Origin of the sequence: Streptomyces sp. NPDC056734, assembly GCF_042790455.1 — a bacterium.
GTDB lineage: Bacteria > Actinomycetota > Actinomycetes > Streptomycetales > Streptomycetaceae > Streptomyces.
The window spans coordinates 85689-100809 of the sequence record NZ_JBHTZD010000019.1; the positions used below are offsets into that span (position 1 = coordinate 85689).

At 68.9% G+C, this 15121-nt stretch carries 16 protein-coding genes and 1 pseudogene; 10 read left to right on the forward strand and 7 right to left on the reverse strand.

The features are described from left to right. Positions 1 to 4 precede the first annotated feature (4 nt). The 3 genes from ACFRFC_RS27625 to ACFRFC_RS27635 are packed head-to-tail and all read left to right on the forward strand — an operon-like array spanning position 5 to position 1689. The gene (locus ACFRFC_RS27625) at positions 5 to 895 is read left to right on the forward strand and encodes an NAD(P)-dependent oxidoreductase (protein ID WP_382689382.1); all 891 of its coding nucleotides are present in this window, start codon (positions 5 to 7) and stop codon (positions 893 to 895) included. 24 nt (positions 896 to 919) lie between these two features. Further along, positions 920 to 1069, forward strand: a complete 150-nt coding sequence (locus tag ACFRFC_RS27630; protein WP_382689380.1) for a hypothetical protein — start codon at positions 920 to 922, stop codon at positions 1067 to 1069. Then, on the forward strand, positions 1066 to 1689 hold the full coding sequence (locus ACFRFC_RS27635; protein ID WP_382689378.1) for an AMP-binding protein: 624 nt from the start codon (positions 1066 to 1068) through the stop codon (positions 1687 to 1689). The genes ACFRFC_RS27630 and ACFRFC_RS27635 overlap by 4 nt, the downstream gene beginning before the upstream one ends. On the opposite strand, the gene ACFRFC_RS27640 is transcribed toward ACFRFC_RS27635, so the two are convergent. Together ACFRFC_RS27640 and ACFRFC_RS27645 are read right to left on the reverse strand one after the other, a co-directional pair. After that, positions 1621 to 2304, reverse strand: coding sequence for an ABC transporter ATP-binding protein (locus ACFRFC_RS27640; RefSeq protein ID WP_382689376.1), 684 nt, complete (start codon positions 2302 to 2304; stop codon positions 1621 to 1623). The two genes, ACFRFC_RS27635 and ACFRFC_RS27640, sit on opposite strands and share 69 nt — an antisense overlap. Position 2305: 1 nt before the next feature. Next, on the reverse strand, positions 2306 to 3748 hold the full coding sequence (locus ACFRFC_RS27645) for an ABC transporter permease (protein WP_382689374.1): 1443 nt from the start codon (positions 3746 to 3748) through the stop codon (positions 2306 to 2308). 163 nt (positions 3749 to 3911) lie between these two features. Here ACFRFC_RS27645 and ACFRFC_RS27650 point away from each other — a divergent pair, with 163 nt between their 5' ends. The 3 genes from ACFRFC_RS27650 to ACFRFC_RS27660 all read left to right on the forward strand — a co-directional run bounded on the left by ACFRFC_RS27650 (position 3912) and on the right by ACFRFC_RS27660 (position 6279). Then, a complete protein-coding gene (locus ACFRFC_RS27650; RefSeq protein ID WP_382689578.1) occupies positions 3912 to 4574 on the forward strand; it encodes a response regulator transcription factor in 663 nt (220 codons plus the stop codon). A 170-nt stretch (positions 4575 to 4744) separates the two neighbouring features. Beyond that, positions 4745 to 5875 (forward strand): sensor histidine kinase, encoded by a 1131-nt coding sequence (locus ACFRFC_RS27655; protein WP_382689372.1) that lies wholly within the window; start codon positions 4745 to 4747, stop codon positions 5873 to 5875. A gap of 98 nt (positions 5876 to 5973) precedes the next feature. Continuing rightward, positions 5974 to 6279 carry a Dabb family protein gene (locus ACFRFC_RS27660; protein ID WP_382689370.1) on the forward strand — a complete coding sequence of 102 codons (306 nt, stop codon included), beginning with the start codon at positions 5974 to 5976 and terminating at the stop codon, positions 6277 to 6279. Between the two features lie 173 nt (positions 6280 to 6452). Here the strand turns inward: ACFRFC_RS27660 and ACFRFC_RS27665 are convergent, their stop codons facing one another. The 4 genes from ACFRFC_RS27665 to ACFRFC_RS27680 form a co-directional block, all read right to left on the reverse strand. After that, positions 6453 to 7817: an aminomethyl transferase family protein gene (locus ACFRFC_RS27665; protein ID WP_382689368.1), complete on the reverse strand. Its 1365-nt coding sequence runs from the start codon at positions 7815 to 7817 to the stop codon at positions 6453 to 6455. Between the two features lie 76 nt (positions 7818 to 7893). Continuing rightward, the gene (locus tag ACFRFC_RS27670; protein WP_382689366.1) at positions 7894 to 8214 is read right to left on the reverse strand and encodes a YciI family protein; all 321 of its coding nucleotides are present in this window, start codon (positions 8212 to 8214) and stop codon (positions 7894 to 7896) included. 60 nt (positions 8215 to 8274) lie between these two features. Further along, positions 8275 to 9270: an alpha/beta fold hydrolase gene (locus ACFRFC_RS27675; RefSeq protein ID WP_382689365.1), complete on the reverse strand. Its 996-nt coding sequence runs from the start codon at positions 9268 to 9270 to the stop codon at positions 8275 to 8277. A 696-nt stretch (positions 9271 to 9966) separates the two neighbouring features. Then, on the reverse strand, positions 9967 to 10632 hold the full coding sequence (locus tag ACFRFC_RS27680) for a MarR family winged helix-turn-helix transcriptional regulator (RefSeq protein ID WP_382689363.1): 666 nt from the start codon (positions 10630 to 10632) through the stop codon (positions 9967 to 9969). A 533-nt stretch (positions 10633 to 11165) separates the two neighbouring features. Between ACFRFC_RS27680 and ACFRFC_RS27685 the strand changes: the two genes are divergently transcribed. From ACFRFC_RS27685 to ACFRFC_RS27700, 4 genes and pseudogenes are all read left to right on the forward strand, one after another. Then, a complete protein-coding gene (locus tag ACFRFC_RS27685; RefSeq protein ID WP_382689362.1) occupies positions 11166 to 12098 on the forward strand; it encodes a bifunctional 5,10-methylenetetrahydrofolate dehydrogenase/5,10-methenyltetrahydrofolate cyclohydrolase in 933 nt (310 codons plus the stop codon). After that, entirely contained in the window at positions 12095 to 12973 is an 879-nt protein-coding gene (gene purU, locus ACFRFC_RS27690; RefSeq protein WP_382689360.1) for a formyltetrahydrofolate deformylase, read from the forward strand. Before ACFRFC_RS27685 ends, purU begins: the two co-directional genes overlap by 4 nt. Positions 12974 to 13000: 27 nt before the next feature. After that, a pseudogene (locus ACFRFC_RS27695) lies at positions 13001 to 13201 on the forward strand (YceI family protein); the annotation flags it as partial. Positions 13202 to 13292: 91 nt separating this feature from the next. Next, positions 13293 to 14138, forward strand: coding sequence for a methylenetetrahydrofolate reductase (locus ACFRFC_RS27700; protein WP_382689358.1), 846 nt, complete (start codon positions 13293 to 13295; stop codon positions 14136 to 14138). A 124-nt stretch (positions 14139 to 14262) separates the two neighbouring features. On the opposite strand, the gene ACFRFC_RS27705 is transcribed toward ACFRFC_RS27700, so the two are convergent. Next, positions 14263 to 15120: a 3-hydroxybutyryl-CoA dehydrogenase gene (locus ACFRFC_RS27705; RefSeq protein WP_382689356.1), complete on the reverse strand. Its 858-nt coding sequence runs from the start codon at positions 15118 to 15120 to the stop codon at positions 14263 to 14265. Position 15121 lies beyond the last annotated feature (1 nt).

The following is a 15121-nucleotide window of genomic DNA, read 5'->3' on the forward strand; positions in this document are numbered from 1 at the left end:
CGACATGACCGAACGACTGGGCTGGCTCGGCACCGGACGCATGGGAACCGCCATGGCCGGACGCCTCCTCGACGCCGGCCGGAACCTGACCGTCTGGAACCGAACGGCCGCCAAGACCGCACCACTGGCCGCCAAAGGCGCCGAGGTCGCCGCGAGCATCGCGGATCTGGCCCCGCTCGACATCGTCTTCGTCATGGTCAGCGGCGACGCCGACCTGGAACACGTGGTGAGCGGCGAAGGCGGACTGCTCAGCGGCGAAGAGACCCCCAAGGCCGTCGTCGACTGTTCGACCGTCTCCCCGGCCGCATCACAGCGGGTACGCGCAGCGCTCCAGGCTCGCGGCGTCGCCTTCGTGGCCGCCCCGGTCAGCGGAAACCCCCAGGTCGTGGCCGCCGGAAACTGCACCATCGTGGCCTCGGGCCCGACCGACGCCTACGAACTGGCCCGTCCCCACCTCGCCGCCATCGCCAAGGCGGTCGTGCACGCCGGGCAGGAGGACCAGAGCCGGCTCGTCAAGCTGTGCCACAATCTCTACCTCGGCATGCTCGTCCAGGCGCTGGCCGAGGTGACCACCCTCGCCGAGAAGGGAGGCACGGACCGCGCGGCCTTCCTGGAGTTCCTCGGCTCCACCGTCGTCGCCTCGGACTGGCTCCGCGCCCGCACCCCCGCACTGTCGGCACGGGACTGGACGCCCACCTTCACCAACGAACTGCTCCGCAAGGACTTCGACCTCGGTCTGGCCGAGGGCCGGGGCCTCGAAGTGCCGCTGCCCGTCGCGTCCATGGTGCACCAGCGGATCCAGGCCGCCATCGGCTGCGGCTGGCGTGACACCGACCTCCTCTCCCTCTACGAACAGCAGGCCAGAGACGCGGCACTGGAGCACCCGGAGCCCTGAACGATCCGCACAAACGGAAAGCGGGTGGCGATATCGCGTGCCGAACTGCTCGCCGCGGTCCGCGCCTCGGCCGGGCACCTGCTCGCCGCCGGGCTGCGCCCGGAAGACCAGGTCGCGCCGGTCGCCGCCGAGCCGGAACCCGCGGGAGGGACTGCCGGCCGACCCCCGCCATGACCACGCGGACTGCCGGTCTCGATCTGTCCCGGGTGCGCGTCCTGGGCTGCGGCGGAGAGCCGGTCAACGCGGTGATGAACTGCGGCAGGCCGTTCCCGGGCCACGAGGTCACCGTGGCCGACGCGCTGGGGGCGCGATGCCCGGACCGCGCTGTCGGGGAGATCTGGGTCCGTGGCCCGTCGGTCGCCACGGGGTACGTCGGTGACGCCGAGGCCACCGCACGGACCTTCGGCGAGGACGGCTGGCTGCGCACGCGGGGCCGGGGCTATCTCGTCGACGGCGAGCTGCATCTCACGGGGCGACTGGAGGACGTACTCGTCGTCAACGGCCGCGACAGCGACCCGATCCGCCTTGAATGGCTGGTGAAGGCGGTGCCAGGGTCCGTGCCGGTGGTGCGGTGGCCTTCCCCCCGGCCCTCGTCGCCCACCGAGCACGTCGCCGTGGTCGTCGAGTGCCGACAGGCCGCCGCACCCGGCCTGGACCGGGCGGTCCGGGCGGTCGTGGCGGAACACCTGGCCCTGACCGTCGGCACGCTCGCATCTGGCCCCGGCTCACACGGCCATGAGCTTGCCGCGTTTCAGGCGGATCACCTCGTCGGAGGCGTCGGCGACCTGCCGTGAGTGGGTCACCAGGATCACGCTCTTGCCGTCGTCGTGCGCCAGTTTCCGGAACACCTCGATGATCCCGTCGGCGGTGTCCTGGTCGAGGCTGCCGGTGGGTTCGTCGGCGAAGAGGATGTCCACTTCGCAGGCGAGGGCTCGGGCGATGGCGACACGCTGCTGCTGGCCGCCGGAGAGCTGGAGCGTGCGGCGGTGCTGGTCGGACTCCTCCACGCCGAGCAGGCCCAGGAGTTCCGCGGCGCGCTTCCTCTTGTGGACGCCCTTCACGCCGGTGATCTCCATGGCGGAGGTGATGTTCTGGACGGCCGTCATGTAGGTGAGCAGGTTCAGTGACTGGAAGACCGTGGCCACATGGCGGTTGCGGTACCGGCCCAGCCCCATCTCCGCGACGTCCTCGCCCTTGAACAGGACGGTGCCCCCGGTGGGTGAGTCGAGTCCGCTGGCGAGTGAGAGGAGTGTGGTCTTGCCGCTGCCGGAGGGGCCGACGATCGAGTACATCCGGCCCTGTTCGAAGGAGTAGTTGACGTCCTTGAGGACGGTGCGGCGGCTGTTGCCGGACTGGTAGGTGCGGCTCAGGCCGGTGAGACGCAGGATCGGGGTCGGGGTGTCCGGCATGTCAGTCGCCCTTCGTGAGGATGTCGCGCGGGTTGAGGCGCAGGACCCGGATGCCGGGGATGATCGTGGCCAGGGCCGCGATACCCAGACCGGTGGCGCCGACGGCGCCGATGTCGGCCGCGCCCAGCTTGATGTCGATGCTGTCGATGGGCTCGACCGGCGGGGTGTCCTCCTGGTTGGCACCACCGGTGGGGTCGGTGAGGTGCAGCTCGGGGTCCTCGTCGTCGGCGGCGTCCCCGGCGGAGGAGACCTGACCGGAGAGCAGCTGGTCGCCGACGCCCTGGGCGATGAACTGACTGCCGGCCGTGGCGAAGCCGATCGCCAGGACCGCGCAGGCGACCACCTCCACCAGGTGCTGGCCGAGCAGCTTGGGCTTCTTCTCGCCCAGGGAGAGCAGTACGCCCATCTCCTTGCGGCGCTCGCGCATGTTCGAGGCGATGATCAGGGCGAGGATGACGGTGCCCGCGACCGCGACCAGCCACACGGTGAGGGAGGCGAAGTCCGCCGTCTTGCCGATCGGGCCGACCAGGGTCTGGTACTGCTTGTCGTTGACGCTCAGCGGGAAGATCTTGAGATCGGCACCGGCCGCCTCCGCGTCCTCCTTGAGCCGGTCCAGATCATCGGGGTCGCGCAGGGTGAAGGTGGCCGACTTCACGGCCCCGCCGTCAGCGCTCAGTTCCCTTCCTTCCAGGCGGGTCGCGCCGTCCGGGGTGACGTAGATCTGGTTCGAGGGCGCCATCATCGGTGGGACGTAGGTGCTGGGGTCGGCGCTGCTGTTCCGGTAGATGCCGCTGACGACGAAGTCGGTTTCCTTGGTGGTCAGGCTGCCGTCGGGCCTCATGATGTTGGCGTTGAGCTTGATCTCGTCGCCCACCTGGAGGCCGTTGTCCCTGGCGACCCGCTCCTCGATCACGACCATGTCGCTCTCGCTGTCCGGTGTGATCGGCGAACCGGAGACCAGCTTCGAGTCGCCGTTGCGGAAGTCATCGACCGAGTTCAGCGCACGGACACCGTCCGCCTTGAAGAAGTCCACCGCGGTCGTGTCCTGGCCGGCCGGTGGCGGAACCGGCTGATGAAGCTTGACCTGGTCCGTGGCGGCGGCCACGCCGTCGTTCGTGTAATTGCACGCGGCCAGCACCGACGATGCGCAGATCTTGTCCACCAGGGCACGCGGCAGATCGGCGTCGGCGCCGATCATCGCGGGCTGCCCGCCGTCACCGGCCGGAGTCCCCTTGCCCGCGTCCAGGTAGGCGTTCAGATCCAGCTGCATGGTGGCCACCACACCCACGCTGCTCCTGGCCGACTCCGCGGCGCGGGCCGCGGCGGACTGGATCAGAAACCCTGACAGGACCAGCGTGCAGATGACGAAGAACAGACCGACGAGCATCACGGTCTTGCCCAGCTGGCCCCGAAGCCGCCACCAGGCTCGTTTGAACAGATTCATGGCCCTCACGCTAGGAGGACGGAGTTTTGAGGGAGGTTTGCGCGCGGCGGCCCGCAGCACAGGTCTCATACACGGTTCAAAGGTCCCGTTTGGTAAGACGGGTGTAGTAAGCACACTGATCAAGGCCGGTAAGCACGCCGGTCAGGAGCAAAGGTTGTCGCGGGTGCGGGTGCTGGTGGTCGAGGATGAGCAGTACATGGCGCGGGTCCTGGAGATCGGGTTGCGCAGGGAGGCGATCGCGGTCGACGTGGTGTACGACGGGGCGGCGGCGCTGGAGCGGCTCACCGTCTACGACTACGACGCGGTGGTCCTCGACCGGGACCTGCCCGAGGTCCACGGCGACGACGTGTGCCGCCGGATCGTCGCCATGGGCCTGGACTGCCGCATCCTCATGCTGACCGCCGCCGCACGGCTGGGCGACAAGGTCGAGGGCCTCGGCCTCGGCGCCGACGACTACCTGGCGAAACCCTTCGACTTCCCCGAGCTGGTCGCCAGGCTGCGGGCGCTGTACCGCCGCAGTCCCATGGCCCACGCCCCGGTCCTCACCTTCGCCGATGTGCGGCTGGACACCCACCGCCGCCGGGTCACCCGCGCGGACACCGAGGTCCGCCTCACCCCGAAGGAACTCGCCGTCCTGGAGCTGCTGATGCGCGCCGACGGCGGAGTCCTGAGCGCCGAGTACCTCCTCGACAAAGCCTGGGACGTGCACACCGACCCCTTCACCAACGCGGTCCGCCTCGTGGTGCACACCCTGCGCAAGAAACTGGGCGAACCCCAGCTTCTCCACACCACCATCGGCGTGGGCTACTACCTGGGCACCCCATGAGACGGCCCGGCCCAGGACCGCGCGGGCGCACGCGAAGGCAGCGGACAGGCGCACCGGCACGGACACGCGCACGGACACGGGAACGGACACGGCCACGGGAACGGACGCTGAGCATCCACGGCCGGCTCTTCCTCGGCTTTGCCGCCGCCCTCGGTGTGTGCGCCGCGCTGATGGTCGCGAGCATCTACGTCGGCATGCGCTTTCTGCCCACGTACGACTTCAGCCGGACCGTCATCGCCCCCGAGGGCCTCTTCCGGCCCGCGTCCCCCGTCCCGGCCTCGACCACCGAGCCCTTCCCTCCGGGGAGTTTCGCCCCGGCCGAGGGCCAGAGCGTCGAACACCTGGGCAGCATCTCCAGCAAGGAGGACGTCTGGAACACGGTTCTGCTGGTGTCGTCCGGCGGAGTGCTCCTGGTGATGGCACTGGGCCTCGGCACCGGCTGGCTGCTCTCCAAACGGCTGCTCGCCCCCCTGCACACCATCAGCGAGGCCGCGGTCAAGGCGGCCGACGGCAACCTGACGGAACGTATCCGCGCCCAGGGCCCAGAGGACGAGCTGAAGCAACTGGCCGACACCTTCGACACCATGCTGGCCCGCCTGGAACAGTCCTTCGCCGCACACCAGCGGTTCGCCGCCAACGCCTCCCACGAACTGCTCACCCCCCTGGCCACCACCCGGGCCGCCCTCCAGATCGCCGCCGACGCCCCGACGGGCGAGGAACTGGCCGAACTGGCTCCACTGCTCCAGGAGACCAACGAGCGCAACATCAGCGTCGTACGGGCCCTGCTCGACCTCGCCGCCGCGGACCACGCCCCCTTCGACCCCGACCCGGTGGACCTCGCCGGCCTCGCGGAACGGGCCGCCGCCGCCCGAGCTGAGCAGGCGGCGGCGAGCGGAGTCCGCCTCACCATGGACACCGAACCCGGCTGCGAGGTCCTGGGCAATGCCACCCTCCTGCGCCAGCTGATCCTCAACCTCCTCGACAACGCGCTCACCCACAACATCCCCGAAGCGGGCTCGGTCCATCTCGCCGTCCTCCAGGTCGGGGCGACGGCGGTGCTGGAAGTGGACAACACCGGTCCACAGGTCGACGACGCAGTGGTGGAGCGTCTCTTCGAGCCCTTCTACCGGGCATGTTCCCGGGTCGGCAGTGACCGTTCGGGCCACGGTCTGGGCCTGGCGATCGTCCGCTCCATCGCCACCTCCCACCGGGGTACGGTCACCGCGACCGCGAATCCCACCGGCGGACTGACTCTCCGGGTCGAGCTGCCGACGTCGCACACCTACGACGGGTGCCGTTGATCACGATCTTGACTGGATTAGGCATTATGCATAATAGTGGGATGGCGTCACAGGTCGTATCCGCGCAGTCTGCGCGAGGCGCTCGTCCCGAGGAGAAGATGGTGTTCGAACACTTCGTTGTCTTCCACGCACTTGAAGGACGTGAGGAGAACCTGACGTCCGCGCTGACCGAGTTCGCCGAGACCGCCCGAGCCCTGGACTGCGTGCTCGATTTCACCTTCGGTGCGAATCGCAATCCCTCCGGCCTCGCACATGGCTACACGCACGGCTGCTATATGCGTATGACCAGTGAAGACGACTTCAAGTCCGAGTACTGGCCCCACCCCGCTCACCGACGTCTCCTCGGCCGGCTCGACGAGCTGTGCGCCGACCGGTTCGGTATCTACTACGACCTTCCGGGCTGAGGGCAACTCCCCGGTGGACCGGCGCCCCCGGTGTGGATCGCATCGCAGCGACCCACACCGGGGGCGGGGAGAGAGCAGGGGCACCGTGGGCCATTCATCGGGCCGCCCACGGAACGGACGGCCCGATCACACCTCGGCACTCTGTCAGGCCAACCGCCGGGAAGGCCCTCGCCTCACGGCCGGACGGGGGAGTTCAGGCTCACCTTCGCCCGGACCACGGTCTGGCGGTGGGTGGCGTCATCGGCCTTGGTCGCACCGCCGTCCGGCTCTCCCCACAGTACGACGACGTCGGCACCGTCCCTCGCGATGTCCTCGTCGACGATGGCCAGCGAGAACCAGTGACCCACGTTGACCGTGTAGCCGGTGCGGTTCGACACGCCGACCCTGCGGTCTCCCGACGTCACCGTGTCGTACTGGAACGTGTTGTAGACGCCGTACGGGACACTGAGGTACCTGGTACGGGCGCCCTCGTCGGGCAACAGCCCACCCGCCAGCAGCCGGGTCACGTCCTCGTCGTTCCAGCGGAGCCACACCTTCTTGGACGAGGGCTCATCGCGGCGCTCCAGGAGAGCGTCACGACCGATGAAGTCGTGGTCGAAGTTGACGATGTGGGCGTAGCCGACGTCGAACGGCGTGTAGTAGAAGTCCTCGATGCCAGGGGTGTCGAAGCTCCCGCCCAGCGAGGCGTTGCCCTCGAAGCCGGCGGCCCTGAGATGCCGGCGGTACGGCAAGGTGTCGTCGCCGGAGTAGATCGCCGGCACATACATGCCGTACCAACCCGATTCGAGCGCGGTGGTGGAGTACGCGATGGCGCCGCCCTGCCGAAGCCCGAACTCCTCGCCCGCCGCGCACAGGGCCGCCCACACCTCCGGGCCGTGCTCCATCGGGCCCCACATCTCCAGGCCCGTGTTCTCATGTCCGGGAACACCGACCATCGTGTGGTTGAGCGCGCGCACCGGATGGCCCGCGATCTCGAACTCACCGATGTTGAAGAACTTGATCCGCGGGAGCGAACCGCCGGATGCCTTCGCGGCGATCTCCAGGGCGGCGGGGCCCTGCAACTGGAAGCGGAAGATGAGGCGGCCCCGCCGGTTGGCGAGGGTCCGCTCGTCCCGGGTGATCTCGACGTCATACCCTCCGGTCTTCGCCTGGTACTCCAGCCAGTCCAGTCCGAAGGGGTTTCCCACCAGGCTGAACCGGTCGTCGTCGTGGCCGAAGAGTATGGAGTCCGAGATGATCTGACCGGCCTGGTTGCACGTCACGAACTGCTTGGCCTTGTTGCGACCGAACCCCGTGAACTTGTTGACACCGACGTGGCTGACGAGTGCCAAGGCGTCCGGCCCCTGCACATAGAGGTCGGTCATGTGGTGCGACTGGTCGAAGAGGACGGCGGTCTCGTGCCACGCACGCTGCTCGTCACGCCAGTTCGTGTATTCGCTGGGGATCGGGAAGGGGTAGGCGCCCGCGTTCGACGAACGCAGCATGCTGACGGGCCCGCCCGCCTGGTTGATCTTGTCTTCGAGTGATGCCTCGGACATGTCGTGCTTCTTTCGGTCCATACGCCGTCGTGGGCGTCGGTCGGCGCGGAAGAGCCGCTGCTCGCCCGCGAGGTGACTATGCGTGAGTGTCGATGGGCGGGATTCCCGAGGCGGCGAAGGCACCGACACCGAAAGCCTGGTGGATCTCCCACTCGGTGATCTCGTAGCGCGCCTTCCCGCTCAGTGTGAACGGGTCACTGGCGGCGATGGCCTCCGCCGCCTCCAGCGACCGGGCACGGATCAGGTAGAGGCCGACCAGGCGGGTGGAGTCGGGGCCCGAGAGGACGATGTTGCCCAGATCGTGCTGCTGCTTCATCCAGACGAGATGCTCGTCCAGCTCGGGCCAGTACTCCTCGATCGATACCGTGAACGGCCGGACGACAAGGAACCACTTCACACCGGATCCGTCCTTTCGTGCTGTCGTGCGGAGGTCATGAGCGCAGGTCATGAGCGCAGGTCATGAGTTGTCGGTGACGAACCGGACGATCGCCGCGGTGGTGTCGGCCGGATTCTCGAAGTGGAAGAAGTGACCCGCGTCGATGAACTCGACCGTCGAGTTGGGCACCCATTTGTGCGCGTCTTCGTAGAACTCGCGCGGCTGGAACGCGTCGTCGTACCCCTGGAGGAGCAGCACCGGGAAGTCCCAGGCGTGCATGAGGCGCTCACGCCGGTCGATCCACTCCTTGCGGAAGCTGGAGGAGTTGAAGTACCGGGGAACCGCGCGGGCGACGTCCTCGTAGCTGAACTCCTGAATCGTCCGGACGATGTCACTCTCCGCCGCGGTGTCGCGTGCGCCGAGGGTGTAGAGCGTGCGGATCAGCTGGGCCGGCTTGGCCAGCGTCTGCACCCATGCCGGGTCGGTGAAGAGCCGCTCCTGCGGGTGGACGATGGGGTTGAGGTGATACAGGTGCTGGGACGCGCGCAGATAGCTGACGATCCGTTCGGGCTCGGCCGCCGCGAAGTAGTCGCCGATGACCGAGCCCCGGTCGTGCGCGACCAGCTGGAACCGGTCGACGCCGATCTGGGTCAGCATGGCGGAGAGCTGCTCGGCGACTCCCACCTGTCGGTAGTCGCCGGTGCCCTTCTCGGACTGCCCGTATCCCTTGAGGTCGATCGCGATCACGCGATGGGTGGCCGCGAGGGCGTCGATCTGGCGGTGCCACATGAACCACGACTCCGGGATGCCGTGCAGGAACACGACCACCGGCCCCGAACCCGCCTCGACATAGTGCCAGCGCACCGTCTCGGAGTCTCCGGGAGCGTCGACGAACCGGTGCGTCACCGTGGTGGTGCCCAGGATCTCGGTGTCCCCGTCGTTGTCGGGTGTGCGCGGCTTGACGTCCGCGTACTCCCCGGGGCCGTCGATCAGGGCCGCGCGCTTCGCGCCCGCCGCCTGGAGGGCGACGATACGGTCCGGGACCGGCGAGTACTCGTGCACGGTCGTTGTGGGCATAGCTCTCTCCTGCTGTTGAGGGGTGCCGGTGCCGGCTCATGCCGGGTGTGCCGAATCGGGCTGAGGGCTCCGAACGGCGGCTGGGGGCTCCGAACGGCGGCCGAGGGTGCCGAATCGGGTGAGGTGACGCGGTTGCGCGGCAGGCCGAGGCGGCCTTCGGCCCGCGCGATGACGCCGGGCGACGGCGTGAGGTGCGGCCGATCCGCTCAGCCGCCTTGCGACGGGAGCCCTGGATCTAGCGTGAAGCAGGCGCTGGTCGTCGTCGGACCCTGGCCTGGTTCAGCAACTGGGGTGTCCGCGTGGGTGCGGGAGTGCCGTCGTGCACCGGGGTGACCGGCATCGTGCCTCCTGAGAAGTCGAACCTCGTCGTCTGACTCTCTGTGCCGTCTGGAAGCGCGTGCGGAGCCGAGTGGCCCGCCTGGAGGCGGCAACGGCGATGCCGAGCCTGCTCGCTCCTCCGCGTGGCTCCACTATGCATCTTGCGTCAGAGAAAAGCTAGATGAAAAGCTTGTTTCCGACTGTTGAGGCGGGCCGTGAAGCGGGTCGTCGCAGGTGAGCGCCGTGGGTGTGATCTCCTGGCCGTGACCCTGGCCAGGGCAGGCCGGAGCAGGCCGGACCAGGCCAGGTCCGGGCCTGCGGCGACTGCGTGGGTGTGGTGCGGCTATCGGTCGCTCGTGCGTCGCGACCGGTCTGTGGTCATCGGCCGCTGTCGCGACCGGTCTTCGGGCGACGGTCCGGCGCCGCGTCGTTTCCGCGACCGTCCCCGCCCGTCGCGCGACTGGCCGCCGGTGAGGGTCCGAGATCGCCGAGCGCGATCAGTACTTCCCTCATCGCGTCCGTCGCGATCTGGACGGCCTCGGGCGGCACCGCGCGGAAGACGTCGGCCAGCGTGTCGCTCCAGCTGTAGAACACGTCCTCGGCCGTCTTGGCTCCGGCCTTGGTCAGACGTACCCAGGAGCTGCGGCCGTCGCGGCCGTCCTTCTCCCGCTCGACCAGGCCGGCCGCCTCAAGCCGGTTCAGGATGTTCGTCACTCCGCCCGAGGACAGCAGCAAGGACGCCTTGAGATCGGTGGGGCGCAGCTCGTAGGGTGCCCCGCTCGACCGGAGCACATTCAGCACGTCGTAGTCGCCGCGTGTGAGGTCCCAGTTGGCCAGATGCACGGAAAGACGGTCCTGGAGGATGGTGCTGAGCCGGATGGCCCGTCGGCCGAGAGCGAGTTCGGGGTGTTCGGCCGACGGCAGCGTTGCACGCCACGCGTCGCTGATGTGATCGACGAAGTCGCGCCCGCGCGGGTCGGGGCGGTCCCCGCCCGTTGTCCGGGACGGGGAAGCGCTCTTGGCCTGGGGTCCTCGGGAAGCCATGCAAGAAGGATATGCGCCGCTCGCGGCGTCCGGTGCGCGGCGGGGAGGATGGCGACCCGGGCGAGCCCGTCGTATGTGTCTCACCGAAATATATCTCACTGAAAAGCTTGTTCTATAGCTTCTTGATGACGTAGTTTAGGGCGTCAGGTGGCATCGGCGCGCGGCGGGGATCGAGAACGACCCGGCGACGTGGCCCTTCGGAGGCCCGGCGCACCGGTTTCTCAACGACAACAGCCATGTGCGCCCACGGATGCGTGCGCCACGCCCGTCCCTGCCGAGGCACCAGAACAAGCACCTCCGAGGCACCAGAACAAGCACCTCCGGGGCACCAGAACAAGCACCTCCGGGGCAGGAGGACACGCACCCTCCAGGGCGCCGCGAGCAAGCACCTTCGGGGCGCCATCACCAGCAGCCTCAGGGTTCGTCGCCGGTACCACCGGGCGACGCGTGAAACGACCGAACACGACCGGATGCCCACACATGCCCGAGCGCGCCTGGCGGGCGGCGGACGGTGTGACGAAAGGAGTGCGGTGGTGACGGCTGAGGTCATCGACGGCAGGAAGATTGCTGCCGCCTTGCGTGAGCAGGTCGCGGACGAGGCGGGCGGTGCCCGAGCGGCAGGCGTGCCGGTGGGCCTGGCCACAGTGCTGGTCGGTGACGACCCCGCGGCGGCGACGTACGTGCGACGCATCGATCGGACCGCGGCGGCGCTCGGCATACCCCGACGCGAGGTGGTGCTGCCCGGCAGCGCGAGTACGTCCGCGGTGATCGACGCTGTGGCGGGACTCAATCAGGACCCCGAGGTGTCAGGGATCCTCGTGCTGCGCCCGCTGCCCGCCGGCAGCGACGAGGCGACGGTGTTCAAAGCGCTCGATCCGGTCAAGGACATCGAGGCCGTGCACCCGGAGAACGCCGGCCTGCTGGCACTGGGCACGCCCCGGTATGTGCCGTCCACCGCGGCGGCCGTCTTCCATGTCCTGGACTGGTGGCTGGACCAAGCAGGGCTGGAACGGGCGGCGTTCTACCACGCTGCGCGACTGGTGGTGGTGGGCCGTTCGAACAACGTCGGCAAACCGGCCGTGTCCCTGGCCTTCGCCCGGGAAGCCGCGGTCACCTCCGTGGACGAGTGGGCGAGCGTCGGCGGACAGCTGGGCACCCACACCCGCAGGGCGGATGTCCTCATCGTGGCCGCCGGTGTGCCGGGACTCATCAAGGCGGAGCACATCCGGCCCGGCGCGGTGGTCCTGGACGTCGGGATCAATGTCGTCGGCGGAGCCGGCGACGGCGAGTCGCGGATCGTGGGCGACGTCGCCTGGGACGACGTGGTCACCCGCGCCAGGGCGGTCACTCCGGTGCCGGGCGGCATCGGGCCCGTCACCGACATGTGGCTCCTCAGAAACACCATCCGCGCCGCCCACAACGCGGTCGAGACCATCACCCCGACGCCCGAGAGGCCGGCATCGTGACCCTTTCCCCCAAGAACCCCGACCCCGGGCTGGTGCTGACGTTCTCCTGCCCGGAGCAGTCCGGGATCGTGCTGGCCGTGGCCGGATTTCTGGCCGGGCACGGATGCACGATCACGGAGAGCCAGCAGTTCCGGGACGAACGCCAGGCCCGCTTCTACATGCGCGTGCAGTTCGAGCACACCGACGGCCGCGCACTGGATCCCGCCGAGCTGCGCCGGGACTTCACACCGATCGGCTCCCGGCTGATGATGTCGTGGCGGCTGACCCGCGCGGGTGAGCCACAGCGCGTCCTGATCATGGTGAGCAAGTTCGGGCACTGTCTCAACGACCTGCTCTACCGGGCCTCGATCGGTGCGCTGAACATCGTGGTGCCGGCGGTCGTGTCCAACCACCCCGACCTCGGAGTGATGGCGGACAACTTCGACGTGCCGTTCCACCACGTACCGGTCACCCGTGAGACGAAGTCGGCCGCCGAGGCCCGGCTCCTGGAGCTGGTGGGCGAGCTGGACATCGACCTGGTGGTCCTCGCCCGGTACATGCAGATCCTGTCCGGGGATCTCTGCGGCAAGTTGGAGGGGCGCGCGATCAACATCCACCACTCCATGCTGCCGAGCTTCAAAGGCGCCCGTCCCTACCACCAGGCATACGAGCGTGGGGTGAAGCTCGTCGGCGCGACCGCCCACTACGTCACCTCCGACCTCGACGAAGGCCCCATCATCGAGCAGGAAGTGGCCCGGATCGACCACTCCATGTCGGCGGCGCAGGTCACCGCGCTCGGGCGCGACAACGAGTGCCTGGCCCTCTCCCGGGCGGTCGGCTGGCACGCCGACAACCGCGTTCTCCTCGACGGTCTGCGCACGGTCGTCTTCCGCTAGCGGGTCCCGTTCGTCACGCAGCGGGCCCAGCGCGACCAGCACCCGCGCAACGGGGACTTCTTCGCCGCCGACACCTACCCCCGGATCACCTTCCGCTCCACGGGCATCGATTCGGCCGGCGGCGGCAGCTACCGGCTCCCGGGGGAGCTGACCGTCAAGGGCACCACCCGGCCGGTCACCCTCGACCTCGCCTGCACCGGTCAGGACCGGCCGACGCGCGAGCACTGAACCCTCACCAGCAAGCCAGCAAGCCAGCAAAGCCAGCAAGCCAGAAATTCAGCAGCCAGCAAGCCAGCAAGCCAGCAAGGAGCCGTCGCAGATGAGCCATCACCCCCCTGTCAGCAGCGCCATGGCTGACCTGATCCGTACCGCGGCCATCGAGGTCATCCCGCTCAAGGGAGCCGAGGAGAAGGTCAAGGCGGTGCCGGCGGGGACGACCGTCACCATCACATGTTCGCCGAAGTTCGGGCTGGAGCGCACCCTTGAGCACAGCGCGCACGCGGCACGGGCCGGGTACCGGGTCGTCCCGCACCTGGCCGCCCGGCAGGTCGCGGATGAGGCCGAGCTGCGCGACTTCGTCGGGCGTCTGACCGACCTCGGCATCACCCGTCTGTACGTCATAGGCGGCGACGCCGACGAGCCGGCTGGCAAGTTCAGCGAAGCCGCCGAGATCCTTGAGGCGCTCTCCGGGATGGACCACGGCCTCACCTCGATCGGCGTCGGGTGCTATCCCGAAGGCCACCCCAAGATCGCCGACGAGGCTCTGCTCACGGCACTGCGCCGCAAGCAGCCCTACGCCCACTACATGGTGAGCCAGCTGTGCTTCGACCCCACCGCACTCGTCGCCTGGCTGCGCCGCACACGTGAGTCGGGCATCACCCTGCCGCTGCACATCGGGCTGGCCGCACCCATGAACACACGGAAACTGGCCGAACTCTCGCTGCGCATAGGGGTGGGCTCTTCCCTCAGGTACCTCTCCAAGCAGCGAGGCTTGGTCGGCAACCTGATCCGCGGCGACGCCTACCAGCCGGAGCGGCTGCTGCTCGGCATGGGTGACGCGCTGACCGACCCGGAGCTGAAGGTGAGCGGCGTACATCTCTACTCCTTCAACCAGGTCGAGGCGACCGTCGACTGGCAGCGGCGCGTCACCGAGCAGGCCGCGTAGACAGCGCGCGTCCGCAGTGCGTCCATAGCGCGCCCCCCGGCCCAACACAGCGGCCCCCTCCTGGCTTTCAGAGCCGAGAGGGGGCCGCTGTGTTGTCCCGTTCTCCTGCTTCAGGAGAACGGGCTCAGTACGAGTGGAAGCCCTGGCCGCTCTTGCGGCCGAGCCGGCCCGCGGCGACCATGCGGCGCAGCAGCGGGGGTGGGGCGTAGAGGGGCTCCTTGTATTCCGCGTAGAGGGACTCGGCGATGGCCTGGGCGGTGTCGAGGCCGATGAGGTCGAGGAGGCGGAGGGGGCCCATGGGGTGGGCGCAGCCGAGTTCCATGCCGTGGTCGATGTCGTCGGGGGTGGCGGTGGCGGATTCGACCATGCGGACGGCGGCGAGCAGGTAGGGCACGAGGAGGGCGTTGACGACGAATCCGGAGCGGTCGGGGGCCTGGACGGTCTGTTTGCCGAGTTGTTCGGTGGCGAAGCGGTGGGCGGTGGTGAGGGTGTCGGTGCTGGTGGTGAGGGCGGGGATGATCTCTACGAGGGGCTGGACGGGGACGGGGTTGAAGAAGTGCAGGCCGATGACCTGTTCGGGGCGGGTGGTGGCGGTGGCCACGTCGATGACCGGGATGGAGGAGGTGTTGGTGGCCAGGATCGCGTGTGGGTCGGTGACGGTTTTGTCGAGTCGGGTGAAGAGGTCGGTCTTGAGGTCGCGGTGTTCGGCGGCGGCCTCGATGACGATCTGGCGGTCGGCGAGGGCGTCGAGGTCCGCGGTGAAGGTGAGGCGGGACAGGGCGTGATCGCGTTCGTCCTCGGTGAGTTTGGCGCGGCGTAGGGCCCGGTCGAGGGAGGCGGTGACGCGGGTGCGGCCGGCGGTGGCGGCTTCGTCGGTGGTCTCGGTGACCAGGACGTCCAGGCCGCGGCGGGCGGCGACCTCGGCGATGCCCGAGCCCATGAGGCCGCAGCCGACGACACCGAGACGGGAGATGTGGTCCATG